At 53.4% G+C, this 16144-nt stretch carries 26 protein-coding genes; 4 read left to right on the forward strand and 22 right to left on the reverse strand.

Annotated elements, in window-relative coordinates; translation table 11 throughout:
• Positions 1-63 precede the first annotated feature (63 nt).
• The 22 genes from Pla22_RS09965 to rpsJ form a co-directional block, all read right to left on the reverse strand.
• Complete coding sequence (locus tag Pla22_RS09965; protein WP_146514478.1) at positions 64-630, reverse strand: adenylate kinase; 567 nt, start codon at positions 628-630, stop codon at positions 64-66.
• A 228-nt stretch (positions 631-858) separates the two neighbouring features.
• A complete protein-coding gene (gene secY, locus Pla22_RS09970; protein WP_146514479.1) occupies positions 859-2253 on the reverse strand; it encodes a preprotein translocase subunit SecY in 1395 nt (464 codons plus the stop codon).
• Positions 2254-2489: 236 nt separating this feature from the next.
• A complete protein-coding gene (gene rplO / locus Pla22_RS09975) occupies positions 2490-2981 on the reverse strand; it encodes a 50S ribosomal protein L15 (protein WP_146514480.1) in 492 nt (163 codons plus the stop codon).
• A 146-nt stretch (positions 2982-3127) separates the two neighbouring features.
• Positions 3128-3619: a 30S ribosomal protein S5 gene (rpsE, locus tag Pla22_RS09980; protein ID WP_146514481.1), complete on the reverse strand. Its 492-nt coding sequence runs from the start codon at positions 3617-3619 to the stop codon at positions 3128-3130.
• A 111-nt stretch (positions 3620-3730) separates the two neighbouring features.
• Positions 3731-4099 carry a 50S ribosomal protein L18 gene (gene rplR, locus Pla22_RS09985; RefSeq protein ID WP_146514482.1) on the reverse strand — a complete coding sequence of 123 codons (369 nt, stop codon included), beginning with the start codon at positions 4097-4099 and terminating at the stop codon, positions 3731-3733.
• 81 nt (positions 4100-4180) lie between these two features.
• Complete coding sequence (gene rplF / locus Pla22_RS09990; protein WP_146514483.1) at positions 4181-4726, reverse strand: 50S ribosomal protein L6; 546 nt, start codon at positions 4724-4726, stop codon at positions 4181-4183.
• 85 nt (positions 4727-4811) lie between these two features.
• Positions 4812-5210 carry a 30S ribosomal protein S8 gene (gene rpsH, locus Pla22_RS09995; RefSeq protein ID WP_146514484.1) on the reverse strand — a complete coding sequence of 133 codons (399 nt, stop codon included), beginning with the start codon at positions 5208-5210 and terminating at the stop codon, positions 4812-4814.
• Between the two features lie 70 nt (positions 5211-5280).
• Positions 5281-5466 (reverse strand): type Z 30S ribosomal protein S14, encoded by a 186-nt coding sequence (locus Pla22_RS10000; RefSeq protein WP_146514485.1) that lies wholly within the window; start codon positions 5464-5466, stop codon positions 5281-5283.
• Positions 5467-5527: 61 nt separating this feature from the next.
• On the reverse strand, positions 5528-6100 hold the full coding sequence (rplE, locus tag Pla22_RS10005; protein WP_146514486.1) for a 50S ribosomal protein L5: 573 nt from the start codon (positions 6098-6100) through the stop codon (positions 5528-5530).
• A gap of 98 nt (positions 6101-6198) precedes the next feature.
• Positions 6199-6546: a 50S ribosomal protein L24 gene (gene rplX / locus Pla22_RS10010; RefSeq protein ID WP_146514487.1), complete on the reverse strand. Its 348-nt coding sequence runs from the start codon at positions 6544-6546 to the stop codon at positions 6199-6201.
• A 62-nt stretch (positions 6547-6608) separates the two neighbouring features.
• Positions 6609-6977 carry a 50S ribosomal protein L14 gene (gene rplN, locus Pla22_RS10015; protein WP_146514488.1) on the reverse strand — a complete coding sequence of 123 codons (369 nt, stop codon included), beginning with the start codon at positions 6975-6977 and terminating at the stop codon, positions 6609-6611.
• Positions 6978-7070: 93 nt separating this feature from the next.
• Positions 7071-7409: a 30S ribosomal protein S17 gene (gene rpsQ / locus Pla22_RS10020; RefSeq protein ID WP_146514489.1), complete on the reverse strand. Its 339-nt coding sequence runs from the start codon at positions 7407-7409 to the stop codon at positions 7071-7073.
• A gap of 79 nt (positions 7410-7488) precedes the next feature.
• Positions 7489-7692, reverse strand: coding sequence for a 50S ribosomal protein L29 (gene rpmC / locus Pla22_RS10025; protein ID WP_146514490.1), 204 nt, complete (start codon positions 7690-7692; stop codon positions 7489-7491).
• A gap of 98 nt (positions 7693-7790) precedes the next feature.
• Positions 7791-8207, reverse strand: coding sequence for a 50S ribosomal protein L16 (gene rplP / locus Pla22_RS10030; RefSeq protein WP_146514491.1), 417 nt, complete (start codon positions 8205-8207; stop codon positions 7791-7793).
• Positions 8146-8856, reverse strand: a complete 711-nt coding sequence (gene rpsC / locus Pla22_RS10035; protein WP_146514492.1) for a 30S ribosomal protein S3 — start codon at positions 8854-8856, stop codon at positions 8146-8148. Before rpsC ends, rplP begins: the two co-directional genes overlap by 62 nt.
• 94 nt (positions 8857-8950) lie before the next feature.
• A complete protein-coding gene (gene rplV / locus Pla22_RS10040; protein ID WP_146514493.1) occupies positions 8951-9310 on the reverse strand; it encodes a 50S ribosomal protein L22 in 360 nt (119 codons plus the stop codon).
• 2 nt (positions 9311-9312) lie between these two features.
• A complete protein-coding gene (rpsS, locus tag Pla22_RS10045) occupies positions 9313-9585 on the reverse strand; it encodes a 30S ribosomal protein S19 (RefSeq protein WP_146514494.1) in 273 nt (90 codons plus the stop codon).
• Between the two features lie 116 nt (positions 9586-9701).
• A complete protein-coding gene (gene rplB, locus Pla22_RS10050; RefSeq protein ID WP_146514495.1) occupies positions 9702-10559 on the reverse strand; it encodes a 50S ribosomal protein L2 in 858 nt (285 codons plus the stop codon).
• Positions 10560-10623: 64 nt separating this feature from the next.
• Positions 10624-10947, reverse strand: a complete 324-nt coding sequence (gene rplW / locus Pla22_RS10055) for a 50S ribosomal protein L23 (RefSeq protein WP_146514496.1) — start codon at positions 10945-10947, stop codon at positions 10624-10626.
• Between the two features lie 68 nt (positions 10948-11015).
• Positions 11016-11657, reverse strand: coding sequence for a 50S ribosomal protein L4 (rplD, locus tag Pla22_RS10060; RefSeq protein ID WP_146514497.1), 642 nt, complete (start codon positions 11655-11657; stop codon positions 11016-11018).
• Positions 11658-11661: 4 nt separating this feature from the next.
• Positions 11662-12315: a 50S ribosomal protein L3 gene (rplC, locus tag Pla22_RS10065; RefSeq protein WP_242632040.1), complete on the reverse strand. Its 654-nt coding sequence runs from the start codon at positions 12313-12315 to the stop codon at positions 11662-11664.
• A gap of 351 nt (positions 12316-12666) precedes the next feature.
• Positions 12667-12993 carry a 30S ribosomal protein S10 gene (rpsJ, locus tag Pla22_RS10070; protein WP_146514499.1) on the reverse strand — a complete coding sequence of 109 codons (327 nt, stop codon included), beginning with the start codon at positions 12991-12993 and terminating at the stop codon, positions 12667-12669.
• Between the two features lie 320 nt (positions 12994-13313).
• Here rpsJ and Pla22_RS10075 point away from each other — a divergent pair, with 320 nt between their 5' ends.
• The 4 genes from Pla22_RS10075 (at position 13314) to Pla22_RS10090 (ending at position 16106) form a co-directional block, all read left to right on the forward strand.
• The gene (locus Pla22_RS10075; RefSeq protein WP_146514500.1) at positions 13314-13898 is read left to right on the forward strand and encodes a DUF2752 domain-containing protein; all 585 of its coding nucleotides are present in this window, start codon (positions 13314-13316) and stop codon (positions 13896-13898) included.
• Between the two features lie 107 nt (positions 13899-14005).
• Positions 14006-14683 (forward strand): hypothetical protein, encoded by a 678-nt coding sequence (locus tag Pla22_RS10080; protein WP_146514501.1) that lies wholly within the window; start codon positions 14006-14008, stop codon positions 14681-14683.
• Between the two features lie 34 nt (positions 14684-14717).
• Positions 14718-15014: a hypothetical protein gene (locus Pla22_RS10085; protein ID WP_146514502.1), complete on the forward strand. Its 297-nt coding sequence runs from the start codon at positions 14718-14720 to the stop codon at positions 15012-15014.
• A gap of 420 nt (positions 15015-15434) precedes the next feature.
• Complete coding sequence (locus tag Pla22_RS10090) at positions 15435-16106, forward strand: DUF1583 domain-containing protein (RefSeq protein ID WP_146514503.1); 672 nt, start codon at positions 15435-15437, stop codon at positions 16104-16106.
• The last annotated feature ends 38 nt before the right edge of the window (positions 16107-16144 follow it).

The raw sequence follows: 16144 nt of genomic DNA on the forward strand, positions 1-16144 counted from the left end.
AGCGAGCTGATACTGCATTGTACGCTTTCTTAGGCAATTTGGGCCGGGGCTTTGCCGACGCCTTTACTCATTAGTCTCGATCATTGCCAGCAAGTTTGCGAACACCGTTTCCGCCGATTGCATCGCATCAATTGGGCGGATGAGTCCTCGGTCGGCGTAGTAATCAATCACCGGCCGTGTTCGGGCCTGGTACACGCTCAAGCGATTGGCGATCGTTTCAGGCGTGTCATCAACTCGGCCTTCGAGTTCCGATCGCCGTATCATCCGGCGGATCAGTTCATCGTCACTGGCAACCAACTGGAAAACATGGTCAAGCTGGCCATTCCGCTGATCTAAATGGGTGTCAAACAGTTCAGCCTGCACAACGGTTCGTGGAAAACCATCGAGCAAGTATCCTGATCTGCAGTCCGATTCACTGATTCGACACGAAACCATACTCATGACGAATTGATCGGGTGCAAGATTGCCGCCGTCGATGAAACCCGCGACCATCGGGCCGTCATGGGTATTGTCTCGTTTCCACCTCAGCATCTCGCCGGTCGATAGGTGCGGGACACCTAGATGTTTTGACAATCGACGACACTGGGTGCCTTTGCCTGAACCTGGTGGCCCGATGAAAACGATACGCATCGCTGGCTTCCAACTGATGGCTAGTGATCACACCGCAGTCTTGGCCTGCCACGGCCAAACTGCCATGCCGGGAAACCAAACTACGTTTACTCGAAAAAGCGAAGTCCGAACATAAACGTAGTCAATCACGGGGCGACTTCGGCATCGCGACTTTGGCAGCCATATGCCATGCCGAAAAGCTGAACACTATTCGCGAGGACAGGCCTCCGACGGCGCTCAAACGAGGTGTTAAACCACCGGTGAAACGCCGCCACCGGCACCTTCAAGCAGACCGCGGTAGTTTCGCATTACCAAGTGCGAGTCGATCTTTTGGACCAAGTCGAACGCTACGCTAACCGCAATCAACAATCCCGTACCACCGTAGAACCCAGCGATCGAGTAAGGAACCCCAAGGGAACCGTAAACGATAGTGGGGACAATCGCGACGATCGAAAGGAACGCCGCACCGACGTAGGTGATTCGGACCATCACTTTTTCGAGGTAATCAGTCGTTCGTTTACCTGGTCGGTGTCCCGGGATGAATGTTCCGCTGTCGCGAAGGTTGTCGGACATCTCCTTGGGATTGAACGTGATCGCCGTCCAGAAGTAGCAAAAGAAGAAAATCAGAACGACGTAAAGCATGTTGAATACAAACGAACCCTGGTCGTTGAGCGTCAGCCCGGCAAAGTTAAATGGTTTGAACAACACACTTTCGCTGCCGACAAAGCTGGCCAATCCACCAAACATCAATCCAGGGATGATCAACAAGCTGCTAGCGAAGATGATTGGCATCACGCCCGCTTGATTAATTCGCAAAGGCAAGTGTTGACGCGTACCACCGTAAACACGGCGCCCGCGGGTGAACTTGGCCGATTGAGTTGGGATTTTTCGTTGACCGAGCGTGATGAACACCACGCCAAATACCACGCCGACGAAAAGGACAATCAGCAAGACCAGGGTCTCGATGCCAATTTGACCTCGGCTAAGACCGGTCAGTTCGGTTTTCATATTACGGATCAACTCGTACATCGCCTTTGGCATCTGCGCGAGGATACCGGCCATGATCAAAAGACTGATCCCATTGCCAATTCCGTGTTCGTCAATTTGTTCGCCGAGCCACATTAGGAAGACCGTTCCGCAGGTCATGACCAAGACAGCAACCATCTGCCAGCCCCAGAACAGTGTTCCATCAGCCGAGGTAAAGTTAGGGTTGATGTTCCCGTTTCCACCCGGGCCGCCCGACATCAACATGAACTTCAAGTACATGTAGCTTTGCACCACGCAGATCAGCACGGTCAGATATCGCGTGTATTCATTGAGCTTCTTACGTCCAGCTTCGCCTTCTTTTTTTAGTTCTTCGAGCGGTTTGTAGACGCTTCCGAGGAGCTGGAAGATAATCGACGCTGAAATATACGGCATGATTCCCAGGCCGAAGATGGTCGCTTGACGAAGATCGCTTGCAGCAAACACAGTGATCTTTTCAAAGAACTCCGATGCCGTTCCGCCCGCGTCCGACAAGTTTGTCGCGATCATGGGAAGAGGGATATGAAATCCAATGCGATAGATGGCAAGCAGACCAATGGTCAGCATGATCTTTTTGCGAAGTTCGGGGATCGAAAAAATGATTCGCAGCTTTTCGAACATGCGGATAATCCGTCAAGAAAGTCTCGCGGAACGTGCGAGAGCGGGGAATGTTGGAGGTGTTTCGCGGAAGTGTAGCGACTTGCCGGGAAACGATCGAGAGGGATGTGAGCTCGGGATCGCTTTGCCGAACAACGCTCCCAATTCATGCGGAAAGCCGTATGTCGCAAAGCTCCATACGGCCTACGTTGATCGGCAAGTCTTAGGTTGTAATCGAGTGCCCGAAGGCGACTCGTGGCCTACGACTTTTTGAGTGCTTCGACGCGCTCGTCAGGTGTTCGCTTGGAAACGATCTTATTGATCGAACCACCAGCCGCGGTGATCTTTTCTTCAGCCGACTTGCTAAAGCGGTGAACGGATACCTTCAGCTTCTTGGTGATTTCGCCTTCACCGAGAACTTTGACTTCGTCAAAGGTTCCTTTGGCGATGTTCTTCTTCGACAACGCTTCGATGGTGACTTCATCACCGTCGTTGAAGCAATCGTTCAGACGGCCAACGTTGATGGCGAACACTTCCGTAGCCCAGCGGTTATTGAAACCACGCTTGGGAATACGGCGGAACATAGGCATCGTGCCGCCCTGGAAGTTTGGCTTTCGGCTGTAACCGCTGCGGCTCTTGTGACCGTTGTGACCACGACCTGAAGTTTTACCATGACCACTACCGGAGCCACGACCGATGCGTTTGCGAGGGCGGTTCTTCTGAATACCGCGATGGACGTCGTTAAGTTGCATGATTCGGTGCTAAGGGCTGACGACGCGGGGCAAATGAACTACCGAGCGTCTGATTTCTTGACTGTTGTTGGTTGTTCGCTTGAGAAGCCTCAATCTTGAGGCTTAGCAAGTGAGTTTTATTCCAGGCGAACTGCCTGGCGAATGTTTTAGTGATGTTTGACCGCAAGATCCGCTGGGTCCAATCCTCGAAGTGCCGCAACTTGCTCGACGGTGCGAAGCTTCGACAATGCGTCGACGGTTGCTTTGACCAGGGTGACCGGGTTATTGGTTCCGAAAGACTTGGTCAAAATGTCGTGAATACCCGTTGCTTCGCAAACGGCACGAACGGCTTGACCAGCGATGATACCAGTACCAGCACCGGCGGGAAGCAGGATAACCTTCGCGGCACCGTAGTGACCGATCACTTGGTGAGGAATCGAGCCATCGACAAGTGGCACATCGATCATCATCAAGCTGGCTTGCTTTTGAGCCTTCTGAACGCTTGGTGGAACTTCGTTGGCTTTACCGTAACCCCAGCCGACTTTGCCGTTGGCATCGCCCACAACGACCATGGCTGCGAAACTGAAACGTCGACCACCTTTAACTACGGCAGCACAACGCTTGATCTTTACGACGCGATCAATCAGGCCTTCGGCCAGTTGAGGTTGGTCGTCTTGTTTGCGGGGCTTTCGACCACCACTACCGCGATTTTGTTGTGCGTTACTAATGACTTTGTCCTCGTAGAGAGGGATTAAATGTTGTTGGGTGTGTTAGAGATTCAAACCGGCTTCACGAGCGGCGTCGGCAAATGCCTTGACGCGGCCATGATAGCGATTGTGACCACGATCGAGCTTCACTTGCGTGATGCCGGCCGCCGTAGCCTTTTCTGCGAGCAGCTTACCAATTTCTGCCGCCGCATCACAGTTGCCACCGTTCTTGACCTTCGGGCTAACGCCCTTGTCGCGAGTGCTGGCACTGACAAGCGTCTTACCAGCCAAATCGTCTACGAGTTGGCAACTGAAGTGCTTAAGCGATCGGTGAATGCACAAACGCGGATGATCAGCCGAGCCACGAAGCTTGTTGCGAACGTGGTTACGACGTCGGAGTCGACGCTTGTTGAGGATTTTGTTCTTGTCCATCGTATTTCCGATCGGTTGTGGATCGGCTTCAAGGTGTATTGGACGGTTGGGTAATAAATAGGGGTGAGGTCAGAGTCGCGACTACTTAGCTGCCGACTTACCTGGCTTAATCTTGACTTGTTCGCCTTGGTAGCGAACGCCCTTGCCCTTGTAAGGTTCAGGCTTGCGTAGGGCTCGGACTTCAGCGGCAAACTGGCCAACACGCTGCTTGTCACAACCGGTGACAACCACGTGAGTTTGGTCAGGGCACGTTACTTGAAGGTCCGCTGGGATTTTCTTGTGCAGTTCGTTGGCAAAGCCGACTCGCAATTGAAGCGTGTCGCCGGAGATTGCCGCAAGGTAACCGACACCGATGATTTCGAGCTTCTTTTCGTAGCCCTTGGTGACGCCCTCGATCATGTTGGCGATCACGGCGCGGGTTAGCCCGTGAAAGGCTCGAGACTCTCGCTCGTCGCTATCGCGTGTCACAACCGCCTCGGTGCCGTCATCATTGATGGTGACACTGACTTCTGGACGGTGGGTGAACGTCAACTTGCCCTTGGGGCCTTCGGCGTTGATCGTATTGCCATCGAGCGACAGCTTGGCGCCTCCCGAAATGGCAACCGGTTTTTTTCCGATACGGCTCATGATAAATGCTTCTAAGAACGGTTAAGTGGTTTGTAGGTGGGGGTGGCTGGCGAGTGTCGGTTCAAATGACTTCGCCAGCTCATGACTAAGCGACTTCGCAGAGAACTTCGCCGCCAATGTTGTCGCGGCGTGCTTCGCGATCGCTGAGCACACCCTTGCTGGTGCTAATGATTCGGATACCAAGTCCGCCAAGAATCGGCTTCAGACCCTTGCTGTGCGAGTACAATCGCCGACCAGGCTTGCTGACTCGCTTGATCGTTTGGATCACGCGTTCGCCATTGGGGCCGTACTTGAGTTCCAATCGCAGCGTTGCGGATGGGTTCTCTTCGTCGACTTCTTTCCAATCCCAAATGAAACCTTCTCGTTTGAGAACATCAGCGATGCCACGCTTGAAGCGGCTCGTAGGAATGTCGACAAACGGTTTCTCTACGCTCACCGCGTTGCGGATGCGAGTGAGCATGTCGGCGATAGGATCAGTCATCATGGTGGTGGGTGCTCCCTGTGCTTTCCGTTTTCAGGAAAGACTTATGGGCAAATTCAGGTTTGTGTGTGGGTTACCAGCTCGCCTTACGAACGCCAGGAATCTTCCCAGCGTTGGCGTTTTCACGGAAGCAAATACGGCACAAGCCGAACTTGCGATAAACGCTACGGGGACGTCCGCAGAAGTTACAGCGATTCTCTTTACGGGAGCTGAACTTCGGGGGACGCTTTGCCTTGGCGACTTTGGATTTGCTAGCCACAGTGAACTCTAAATTAGGGCTTAAATGTAATGGGGTCGAGGTTTCGTTATCGAGTCGCTAATTAAGCGGCTTCGGTTTTCTTGTTGGCATCTTTGAACGGCATGCCGAAGAGCAACAGCAATTCGCGTGCTTCCTCGTTCGTCTTGGCACTGGTCACGAACGTGATGTTCATGCCCTGTGGCCGCGTGAACTTGTCAGGGTTCAGTTCGGGGAAAACCAATTGCTCGGTCAAACCCAATGTGTAGTTCCCACGACCATCAAAGGCCTTGGGGCTGATTCCTCGAAAGTCACGAACCCGTGGCAAAACGATGGAGATCAAACGATCCATGAATTCGTACATGCGTTGGCGACGCATCGTTACCATGCAACCGATCGGCATTCCCTCGCGGAGACGGAAGTTCGCGATCGACTGACGGGCAAGCGTGATCACTGGCTTTTGGCCAGCCATTTGAGTCATGGCATCGAATGCCAAGTCAAGGATCTTCTTGTCGCCAATGGCCTGTCCGACACCCATGTTCAACGCAATCTTTTCGACTCGAGGAACTTGATGAGGATTGGTGTAGCCGAACTTCTCCACCATCGCTTGGCGAATGGTGTCCTCGTATCGGACTTGCATGCGGGGTTTATCGGACATGGGATTCAGTTTTTAGCGTTTGGCTGTAGCTGGTGTTTGATTGGGGGTACCGAGGAGACTCTGGGAGGCTTCGCGGTATAGCTTCTTCTGGCGACTGTTTACTTGGCTGCGTGTTGGGCACGAGCTGGGGCAATCTTGTCGATCGTTTTGCCGCTCTTCTTTGCGAAACGTTCTTTACTTCCGTCGGCAAGGAACCGAACACCGATCTTGGTCGGTTCGCCAGTGCTTGGGTCAAGCAACATCACGTTGGAAGCACTGATGGGCATCTCTTTGTTAAGACGTCCACCTTGCGGGTTCTTTTGACTGCGTCGGACGTGCTTCCATACTCGGCCAGCACCTTCGACGATGACCTTGTTGGCCTTACGGTCGACCACGATGATCTTACCTTTGTGGCCCTTGTCGGCCCCGGTAATCACAGTGACTTCATCATTAACGCGAAATTTCATGGTTCTTCTAAACGGTTAGCGGTTCGCTACTTGTCTTGTTGGTTCAGTGGTCGGCGGAGAGCTTATACCACTTCGTTGGCCAGCGATACGATCTTCATGAAGCTTCGCTCGCGAAGTTCGCGGGCTACTGCACCGAAGATACGAGTGCCACGAGGGCCTTTGTCTTTGTCAATCAAAACCACGGCATTGGAATCAAACTTGATGTAGCTGCCGTCGCTTCGTCGGACCGGTTGCTTGGTGCGAACGATCACAGCACGAACGATTGCCTTTTTCTTGACTTCGCTGCCGGGAATCACACTCTTCACACTACAAACAATGACGTCACCGAGACCGGCGGTTCGCTTGCGGCTACCACCGAGCACTTTGATGCACATCACTTGGCGAGCGCCAGTGTTATCCGCAACGTCGAGTCGGGTTTCTTGTTGGATCATGGTTCGTAAAGGTCGTCAAATGGTTGTTTGGTTGGGCCGATCAAAATGGTGATGATCGGGGCGCGATCTTGCTGGTTATGCAATACTTTCGCGTTACGCCTTGGTGGCATCGTCGCCCGCGTGGGACGCTTCGATCGCTTCGGATTCAGCTTCCTTGCGAGCGGCACGTAGGGCAGCAACATCAACTTCGGTGCTCTTCTCGACCACGCGAACTAGCGTCCATCGCTTGAGCTTCGAAAGCGGACGTGATTCCATGATCTCGACGCGGTCACCGGTCCCCGATTCGTCGTTCTCATCGTGTGCGTAACACACGGTGCGGGTGCGAATGTATTTCTTGTATTTGGGGTGCTTCACCAAACGTGCGATCTCTACACGACGAGTCTTGCTCATCTTGTCGCTGGTGACGATTCCGGAAACGATGCGTTTCGGCATGGAAGGGGTCCGAGTTTCTTGCTACTAACTAGGTGTGAAAGTTCGTGTGGCTACTTTTGCCACTTGCCTCACGTGGCTACTAAGCCAGTGCTGCTTTTTGTCGTTCAGTTTGGATCGTTTTGATCCGTGCGATCAATTGCTTGTTCTTTCGCAATTCGCTTGGCGTGTTCAAACGCTCCGATTGCGATTGAAAACGAAGTCGGAACAGGGTCGTCGCCGCTTCTTTAGCGGTCGCGTCGAGCTGTTCGTCGCTCATTTCACGCAGTTCAGTCAGGTTGTTCATGGGAAATAGGTTACAGGTGTCAGGTTACAGGCATCAGGGAATCATTAGGCATCAGCCAGGCAACAAACCGTTGCCTGATTGCTGAATCCTGTTCGCTATTAAGCAGGTCGTCGTTCCACGAAACGTACCTTCACCGGCAGCTTGCTTGCCAATCGGGCAAAACAAACCTTGGCTTGTTGTTCGGTCACACCGCCAAGCTCATAAAGGATCGTGCCAGGCTTTACGGTCGCGGCCCAGAAGTCAGGCTCACCCTTACCCTTACCCATTCGAGTTTCCAGCGGAGTGCTGGTCACTGATTTATTGGGGAAGATTCGAATGTATAGCTTGCCTTCGCCTCGAACGTATTGCTGAGCCGCGATACGACCGGCTTCGATGGTGGTGGCTTTGATCCAACCAGCATCCAGAGACTGGATGCCATAATCACCGAAGACGACCTTGTTACCGCGAGTCGCACTACCTTTTATGCGCCCTCTTTGGCTTTTTCGATGCTTGACCCGCTTGGGCATCAGCGCCATCGTTATCGTCTCCGTAAGTACCTTGGTTAATCCACACTTGAATCCCGATGTGCCCCTGTGGCGTCATCGCTTCGGTGAATCCGTAATCAATCTTGGCTTGTAATGTGCTCAAAGGAATCGAGCCAGCACTTTGCTTTTCGCGGCGTGCCATTTCAGCACCCCCGAGTCGGCCAGCCATCTGGATCTTGATACCCTTCGCACCCGCGTCCATGGTCGTGTCAATCGTTCGCTTCATTGTGCGACGGAAACTCGACCGTTTGGACAGTTGTTGTGCAATTTCAAGGGCGACCAATTGAGCTTGCAACTCAGGTCGTCCCACTTCTTCGATTTTGAGGTTAATTCGGCGTCCGATCAGGTTCTGCAGTTCTGCCTGCAGGATCTCGATCTCTTGGCCTTTCTTACCGATGATCAAGCCTGGACGAGCAACGTACAGCATCACGCGAACTTCATCGCGAGTGCGTTCGATCTCGATCCGGTCGATACCAGCGCTCTTGTATTGTGTCTTTTTGGGGTGGTTGGTGATGAAGTTCCGCAACTTGCGGTCTTCCAGCAACAGACCAGCGAAATCCTGCTTCGACGCGTACCATCGACTCGCCCACCCGCGGGTGACGCCGACTCGGAAAGCGATTGGATTGACTTTTTGACCCATGAGGAAATCTATTGAGTTCTGAGTGCTTGTTGTTTGTTTGGTGACAGCTCACTTGCCTGAGGCAAGCTGGCTGTTGGACTTGTGTCTTGTCAGCTTATATTTCGTCGATGGGAGTCAACCCAACGGTGATATGGCTGCTTCGCTTTTTGATGGCGAATGCGGTTCCCCGTGCACGAGGTCGAATTCGCTTGAACATCGGTCCGCCATCAATGCGAACGTCTGTCAAAACCAACTCTTCGACGCGGTGAGGACGTCCGTTGTTTTGGTCAGGGTCGGTTGCGTTACCGATCGCACTCTTGATGACCTTTTCCAACATGCGGGCACCGCGTTGAGGTTGGAACTTCAAGGTGTCGAGTGCTTCGTCGGCGTACATGCCACGGACCAGGTCCGCGACCAGTCGAACCTTTTGGGCGCTCATGCGAGCGTTACGATGAATTGCTTTGAATGTAGCCATGTTTACTTCTTGCCACCCTTTCCGCTGTGTCCCTTGAAGGTTCGCGTTGGAGCGAATTCGCCGAGCTTGTGTCCGACCATATCTTCGGTAACGAGCACCTTCACGTGCTTACGTCCATCGTGGACCATGAAGGTCTTGTTGATGAATTCGGGCACAATCGTACAGGCGCGAGCCCAAGTCTTAATCGGCTCGGCACCACCGTTTTCGATCTGACGTTGAACCTTGAAGAACAACTTCGGATCGACGAAGGGGCCTTTTTTGCTACTGCGAGACATAGGAAGGTGACAGGTATCGTGTGAAATTGATGTTTTGAAAAATCAAAGCTCGGGAACCGATCAAGAAGTGACCTGGGTTCCCCAGCGAACTTGTATTGGCCTGCGGCCGACGGGGATCAATGTAACTTGAGTTGACCGTAACGGCGACTCTTGCGACGACGCACGATCGAGCTGTTGCTCGCCTTGCGTTTCTGGCGTGTACCGCCACCCTTAGCACTGACGCCCGAAGGACTGACAGGGTGACGTCCACCCTTAGTCCGGCCTTCACCACCACCGTGCGGGTGGTCGATTGGGTTCATTGCGGTACCACGAACGTGAGGACGACGACCGAGCCAACGGGATCGGCCAGCTTTGCCCAAACGAATCTTCATGTGTTCGGTATTGCCAACGCCGCCCACGGTTGCACGGCAACCACTAGGCACGCGGCGAACTTCACCACTGGGCAACAGCAACTGAGCCCAATCGGCTTCGCGAGCTTGAAGGGTAGCACTCGTGCCGGCTGAGCGACACAAAACTGCACCGCGACCCGCACGAAGCTCAATGCACGAAACGCTCATGCCCAACGGAATGTTCTTCAATGGCAAGCAATTGCCGAGCGTTGGAGGTGCGTCAGGACCATTAAGGATCTTGTCGCCAGCCTTCAAACCAGCCGGAGCTACCACGTATGACTTTTCGCCATCCGCATACTTCAGCAAGGCAATCCGAGCCGAACGATTAGGATCGTATTGAACCGAATCCACCGTCGCAGGAACACCGTCTTTGGCACGTCGGAAATCGATCACGCGGTACATCTGCTTATGGCCGCCACCGCGGTGGCGTGCAGTGATCTTACCTTGGTTGTTACGGCCACCGGTCTTACGCTTTGGACGCAGAAGCGACTTTTCAGGCTTCGCACCCTTCGTCAGATCGGCCCAGTCACTTACCGACGCATTGCGTCGACCGGCGCTGGTCGGCTTGTAAATTCGAATGCCCATGGCGGAATTGGTTTTAAGTTACGGGTTTTGGTATCAGGTAAATGGCAACGGATGCCTGTGGCTACTAGAAGAAGTCGATTCGATGTTCTTCATGAAGCTGGACGATGGCCTTCTTCCAGTCGCTGGTGCGACCGTAACGAAAACGGTATCGGCGAAGCTTGCCCTTGCGATTCTGTGTGCGAACTTTCTTGACCTTGACGTCAAACAATTCTTCCACGGCCGCCTTCACATCGAGCTTGGTAGCATCGCGGTGAATCTGGAACGCGTATTGGTTGTTCCGCGAAGCGCGGTGAACGCCCTTTTCGGTAACCAACGGACGAAGCAGAACCTGGTGGGCTTCTAGCTTAATGCCGTCAGTTTTCGGTGGAGGTGGTAGGATGTGTGCCATGGGATTCGGCCTTGGTCGTTATCTTGTATGTCTGTTGGTTGCGGCTGAGTGTGTCAGGTTCGCTTCTTTTAGTTGGCAGCCGTCGTGAAGGTGCCGTCTTTGATCTTGTCCAGCGCGTCTTTAGTAACGAGCATGCGACGAGGCTTCAGCACCGACAATGCGTTGAGTTGGCGAACTGGCTCGACCGAAACGCCCGCAATGTTACGGCCGCTCTTGTAAACCACGGCGTCTAAATCCGCAGTCGCGACAAGCGTTGTGGTGCCTTCAAGGCCAAGGGCCTTTAGCACGCCTGCCATTTGCTTGGTCTTAGGAGCGTCGAACGACAACTTGTCGACCACCACCATTTCGCCGTCATCAATCTTGGATCGAATTGCCATTCGGGTCGCAAGTTGCAACGCCTTCTTGTTCAGGCGATAGCTGTAGTCGCGAGGCTTAATTGTGCGAGCAACACCACCGCCGCGACGCACTGGCGAACGCTTGCCACCGGCTCGAGCGTTACCGGTACCTTTTTGACGGTACATCTTCTTCTTTGATCCAGCCACTTGGCCGCGGGTGCGGGTGTTGTGGGAACCTTGACGAAGATTGGCTTGGTACATGACCACTGCATCGTGAAGCAATTGCTTGCTGATGCGGTCCGCCAGTTGTTCGGTGTCAATCTCGTACTTGCCGACTTCAGCGCCAGCTTCGCTATAAACTGTTAATGATGCCATAAGATTAGCCCACCTTGTTCGTTTCGCGGATCGTGACAAAACCGCCATTGGGGCCAGGAACAGCACCACGAATGAGCAACAAATTGTTTTCGGTATCGACGCGAACCAATTCGAGGTTACGTGTCGTTGTTTTGGTGTTACCGTACTGGCCAGCCATCTTCTTGCCCTTGAAGACGCGACTTGGCGATGCACTGCAACCGGTGCCCCCGGCGTGACGGTGCACTTTCTTTACACCGTGCGAGGCACGTTGGCCGGCAAAGTTGTGACGCTTCATCACCCCGGCGTAACCGCGACCCTTGCTGGTTCCGCATACGTCAACTTTCTTGACTTCAGCGAACGCGTCAACGGTGATGGTCGAACCTACCGTAAGGTCGCTTTCGCCACGGAACTCACGCACGAAACGCTGCGGTTCGCAGTCGGCCTTCTCGAGCAACTCGATTCCAGCGGCGGTGCGGTTTTTGACTCGCTTGCTGTCGAGCTTCGCGACATGACCGCGTTCAGCACGACTGGCCAAGCGACGCGGCTTGTCTTCAAAGCCGATTTGAATGGCTGAGTAGCCATCGCGATCTTCGCTCCGGACCTGCAACACGTGGCACGGGCCAGCTTGAACCACGGTCACGGGCACAGCCGTTCCGTCTTCCAAGTAAACCTGAGTCATCCCGACTTTACGGCCGAGGATTGATGGTGACATAACTTTTCCGAAACCGCATTACTGCGGGCTCCGCTCATCGTTTCGTGTTGGATCCCAAGCTACCGGGTTCGAATCAACTACGCCGATGTGCGAAACTTGCGTGCTGAAGCAAATTGCTGGCATGTAGCCAAACAACTCAGTTCATCCAGACAATTTCGCGGCACAGAGGTTATCGAACCGGCTTCCATGCATGGAAAGACCGCTCGTGTAAAAAACTGTAACTATGTGACTGCGAACATTTACCCAAAATCGAATCGTCGATAGCGGGCAATGTGATGCATTAATGCCAAACCCAATTGCTCCAGCGGAGCAGAGGCACTAGCGGGCGGACGCCTTGATTTTGATGTCCACGCCAGCGGGTAGGCTTAACTTATTCAGGGCTTCGATCGTCTTGGCGGTTGCCTGGACAATATCAATCAAGCGTTTGTGAGTACGGATCTCGTACTGCTGACGCGACTTCTTGTTTACAAATGGCCCGGACAAAACCGTGTACCGCTCGATTCGAGTCGGCAATGGAATTGGTCCATGCACTTCGCTGTGGGTCCGTTTGACGGTGTCCACGATTTCCTGGGCGCTCAGATCAAGAACTGAGTGATCGTATGCTTCCATACGAATTCGAATGATTTCGCTAGCTCCAGCAGACACAGAACGACAACCAGGGGTGAAGGATTAAAACGGGGCCAGAAAGGGAAGCTTGCGAGGTGAATTACCGGCAAGCTCACGACGGAAGCTGATGGTTTCCTCAAGATCAAAGGGTCTCGAAGTTCACTTTTCGTCGTCCTGAACAGCGATTTCCGCTGAGTGGGACGCAGAATGTACGGTCGGGTGAAAAACACGTCAACGGCTGTTATGAATTTGCAGAGAAAACTTTCCGATACTTTTCCCGGGAAGGGGGATGTTTTGGCAGTTTGGGTAATTTGCTGGTTGCCTTTGCCAGGGTTTTGGCTTTTCGGCATAATGACGGCATGTCGATCCCCGCATCTGATACCGCGTCACCCGATCCCGTTGCGTCTGATTTGGTTTCAGCTCGTGCGTTGCCCTCGGAGGGTTCGGAGCCTTCGCAGATTCGGTCCTCGGATTGTGTTTCGCTGGATCTGGGCAATCGTCAACCGCTCGATCCAGGCGTTTTCTTGCCTCGTAATGATTGGCTTGCCGTATTTCGGCCGTTGGCTTTGATTGTTGCCGTGATCCCGCTTGTTTTGTTGGGTGTTTCGAGGACTTTGGTTCCCGACAGCGATGGGTTGGGGACTCACCAGCAGCTTGGTTTGCCGCCATGTTCGATGCGTGTGGTGATGGGCGTTCGTTGTCCGGCGTGCGGAATGACGACTTCCTGGGCCTATTTCACGCGTGGTGAATGGCGGGCAAGCATCGAGTCAAACGCTGGCGGGTTTATGCTGGCCATTCTCGCCCTTTTGGTATGTCCGGTCGTGTTGCGTTGCATCTGGCGATCGGTCTATCCAAGTCAAGCTCAGCAAAATTGGCTGCTTTTTGCTTTGTTGGCGGTTCTGGCGGTCACGATCGTGGATTGGTCGGTCCGGGTGTTTGGCTAACGCAAACTCCTGTAGCGTTCCATGCCGGTTTCTTAGTAAGACGCAGGCTCAACCTGGTTCCGCAGGCTCAATCTTGTGCCATATGTCCAACGGAAGGATCCGTTTCGATGCCTTTTTCAAATTCCCCTACATCGCGCCGCCGCTGGATTCAGCTCGGAATGCTCGCGGCCGCATCCGGTATCGCTGTCACGCAGGTCGGCTGTCTGAGTATGGCCGCCCAAGTCATGCACGCTGCCGGAATGGACTTGGTTCCCGCGCAGTATGAGGGCTTGGAGAAGTCTACCGTGGCAATCGTGACGGTGACGGACAACAGCCAATACACCAACGATCCCGCCGCCCGCACGCTCAGTCGCCGAGTTGGAGAAGAGCTGACGGTGAACGTGAAGGACATCAAGTTGGTGCGAGAAGACTTGATCGAGCAGTACCGAGACGTCCACGGATACGATTCGGTGGACTATCGCGAAGTCGGCAAGGAGGTCGGTGCCGACAAGGTGCTTGTGATCGAGCTTACCGATTTAACGCTGCGTGATGGAATGACGCTTTATCGTGGACGCGCCGACGTGTTTTTACAGGTCGTTGACGTTGCGACGGGGAATACCGTTTTCAAAAATTCGATCGACCAGTACACGTTCCCCAAGTCGACCGGTCAGCACAGCAGCGAAACGACCGAAGATCGTTTCAGGAAGCTTTACTTGCGAGTTCTCGCTGGAGAAATCGTGCGAATGTTCTATGCGTACGATTCAACGGAGTTGATCGCGATGGATAGCATGATCGCTAGCCAATAATGTCCCGGAAGAATCACAGACAAGAATTCACACCATGATGCGTTTTATCTACGGCATGATCACCGGCGCGGTGCTGCTTTACGTTGCTATGCACTACCACGTCGTGCGAGGAAACGAGGGTGTCTTTCTCGTATCAAAAATCAGCAATAACTTGTCGGACGTCTATGTCGATACCCGCGAATTCAAGTTGGCGGACTGGCAGAACCACAAACCGCTCGCGGCTGCCATCATGCAAAGTGGCAAGTCCGAGATGCTAAGCGATGCATCGATGAAGGGCTTTCGAGATTCGGTTTCCGATTTAGTCAGCGGCCTATGGGGCCGGGAAGGCTAGCGCGATCAGCCTCGATTCAAGCATCTGCGTCTACTGATTCGCCCGGATCTGAGTTGCCATGATCCCGTCTCAAGACGGGAATAACGGAAGTCGTGATCTCTAGCGAGCTTAGCGGGCGACTTCACCTAGAGGGCGAATCGCTTCGAAGTACTTGCGGAAGAGGCTTTGCGTCGTTCCCTATTGAGTCAATTAATCCAAATAAGCAAAACGTGCAAATGATCATGATGGATAATGATCATGATGGATGGAGTGTCAGCCGCCGCGTCATGCAACGGCGAAGACTATGTGACGATCACATCTTAAGGCTTATTCCCGTTCTTAACGGTTTCACATCACGATTCTCGTACGACAAAGCTGAATAAAATTCGGGTAGAGGGCGACGTTGTTATCCCGAGGGAGGTGAATTTAATCAGTCCAACGATGCGCGGTTGGTCTACTGTGTCGGCAGGACTGGGGTTAGTCGATTCGATGCTTCCGGAAGGAGAAGGTAAAAACCAGTATTTCAAGCAAGCCCGGAAATCGCAACAAAAGCAACTCCGGTCGGGGCCCTTGGAATCGCTGTGGTGTGCGTATGAAGGTGAAATCGTCTTTCAACGCGTCGCCACCAATCCCGGCGTTTCAAGCGAGACTAGCATCCAATACCTACGCCCGCTGTTCGATGGTGATTCAGTGACGCTGACGTTCTGGTGGGAATCTGGCGAGACGGAACTGTTTCCCATCGTTGGCAGGACGGCACTGCAACTGACCCCGCAAGGCACCCAACCGCGATGGATGCCGTTGAAAGATGAACTCACCGCATCTTTGTGGAAGGAAGAAGTCTTTGCCGCGACCGAACCGATAGCCACAGAGAATGTTCCTATTGAGACTGCATGGAACACCATAGCGATGAAACGCAGTGGCAATACGATTGCCGTAACGCTTAATGGCGAACTGCTCTTGGAATTGCCTGCCGATAACATGACGCGATACGGTTTGCTGTGCCCGGAAGGTCGCAATTTGAAGGTCAAGGCTGCGGTTTTAACTGGCGATTGGCCCGAAATTCCACCAACCGATTTGACGATCCCGATCCACGCATCGCCAAAATCACCGTAAGTCGCGCTGTCCCCAATGTCCCCAATGTCGCCAGTGAT

This window comes from Rubripirellula amarantea (assembly GCF_007859865.1).
Lineage (GTDB): Bacteria > Planctomycetota > Planctomycetia > Pirellulales > Pirellulaceae > Rubripirellula > Rubripirellula amarantea.

Excerpts from the sequence above, each read along its gene's own strand:
- rpsS (WP_146514494.1), bottom strand. The coding sequence starts at position 9,585 with ATGTCTCGCAGTAGCAAAAAAGGCCCCTTCGTCGATCCGAAGTTGTTC.
- rpsC (WP_146514492.1), bottom strand. The coding sequence starts at position 8,856 with ATGGGTCAAAAAGTCAATCCAATCGCTTTCCGAGTCGGCGTCACCCGC.
- rplV (WP_146514493.1), bottom strand. The coding sequence starts at position 9,310 with ATGGCTACATTCAAAGCAATTCATCGTAACGCTCGCATGAGCGCCCAA.
- rplE (WP_146514486.1), bottom strand. The coding sequence starts at position 6,100 with ATGTCCGATAAACCCCGCATGCAAGTCCGATACGAGGACACCATTCGC.
- Pla22_RS09965 (WP_146514478.1), bottom strand. The coding sequence starts at position 630 with ATGCGTATCGTTTTCATCGGGCCACCAGGTTCAGGCAAAGGCACCCAG.
- rpmC (WP_146514490.1), bottom strand. The coding sequence starts at position 7,692 with ATGAACAACCTGACTGAACTGCGTGAAATGAGCGACGAACAGCTCGAC.
- Pla22_RS10075 (WP_146514500.1), top strand. The coding sequence starts at position 13,314 with ATGTCGATCCCCGCATCTGATACCGCGTCACCCGATCCCGTTGCGTCT.
- Pla22_RS10090 (WP_146514503.1), top strand. The coding sequence starts at position 15,435 with ATGCGCGGTTGGTCTACTGTGTCGGCAGGACTGGGGTTAGTCGATTCG.
- rplD (WP_146514497.1), bottom strand. The coding sequence starts at position 11,657 with ATGGCATCATTAACAGTTTATAGCGAAGCTGGCGCTGAAGTCGGCAAG.
- rplC (WP_242632040.1), bottom strand. The coding sequence starts at position 12,315 with ATGACTCAGGTTTACTTGGAAGACGGAACGGCTGTGCCCGTGACCGTG.
- rplN (WP_146514488.1), bottom strand. The coding sequence starts at position 6,977 with ATGATCCAACAAGAAACCCGACTCGACGTTGCGGATAACACTGGCGCT.
- rpsH (WP_146514484.1), bottom strand. The coding sequence starts at position 5,210 with ATGATGACTGATCCTATCGCCGACATGCTCACTCGCATCCGCAACGCG.
- secY (WP_146514479.1), bottom strand. The coding sequence starts at position 2,253 with ATGTTCGAAAAGCTGCGAATCATTTTTTCGATCCCCGAACTTCGCAAA.
- rplF (WP_146514483.1), bottom strand. The coding sequence starts at position 4,726 with ATGAGCCGTATCGGAAAAAAACCGGTTGCCATTTCGGGAGGCGCCAAG.
- rplP (WP_146514491.1), bottom strand. The coding sequence starts at position 8,207 with ATGGCGCTGATGCCCAAGCGGGTCAAGCATCGAAAAAGCCAAAGAGGG.
- rplW (WP_146514496.1), bottom strand. The coding sequence starts at position 10,947 with ATGGCACACATCCTACCACCTCCACCGAAAACTGACGGCATTAAGCTA.
- Pla22_RS10085 (WP_146514502.1), top strand. The coding sequence starts at position 14,718 with ATGATGCGTTTTATCTACGGCATGATCACCGGCGCGGTGCTGCTTTAC.
- Pla22_RS10080 (WP_146514501.1), top strand. The coding sequence starts at position 14,006 with ATGCCTTTTTCAAATTCCCCTACATCGCGCCGCCGCTGGATTCAGCTC.
- rplO (WP_146514480.1), bottom strand. The coding sequence starts at position 2,981 with ATGCAACTTAACGACGTCCATCGCGGTATTCAGAAGAACCGCCCTCGC.
- rplX (WP_146514487.1), bottom strand. The coding sequence starts at position 6,546 with ATGAAATTTCGCGTTAATGATGAAGTCACTGTGATTACCGGGGCCGAC.
- rpsQ (WP_146514489.1), bottom strand. The coding sequence starts at position 7,409 with ATGCCGAAACGCATCGTTTCCGGAATCGTCACCAGCGACAAGATGAGC.
- rplR (WP_146514482.1), bottom strand. The coding sequence starts at position 4,099 with ATGGACAAGAACAAAATCCTCAACAAGCGTCGACTCCGACGTCGTAAC.
- rplB (WP_146514495.1), bottom strand. The coding sequence starts at position 10,559 with ATGGGCATTCGAATTTACAAGCCGACCAGCGCCGGTCGACGCAATGCG.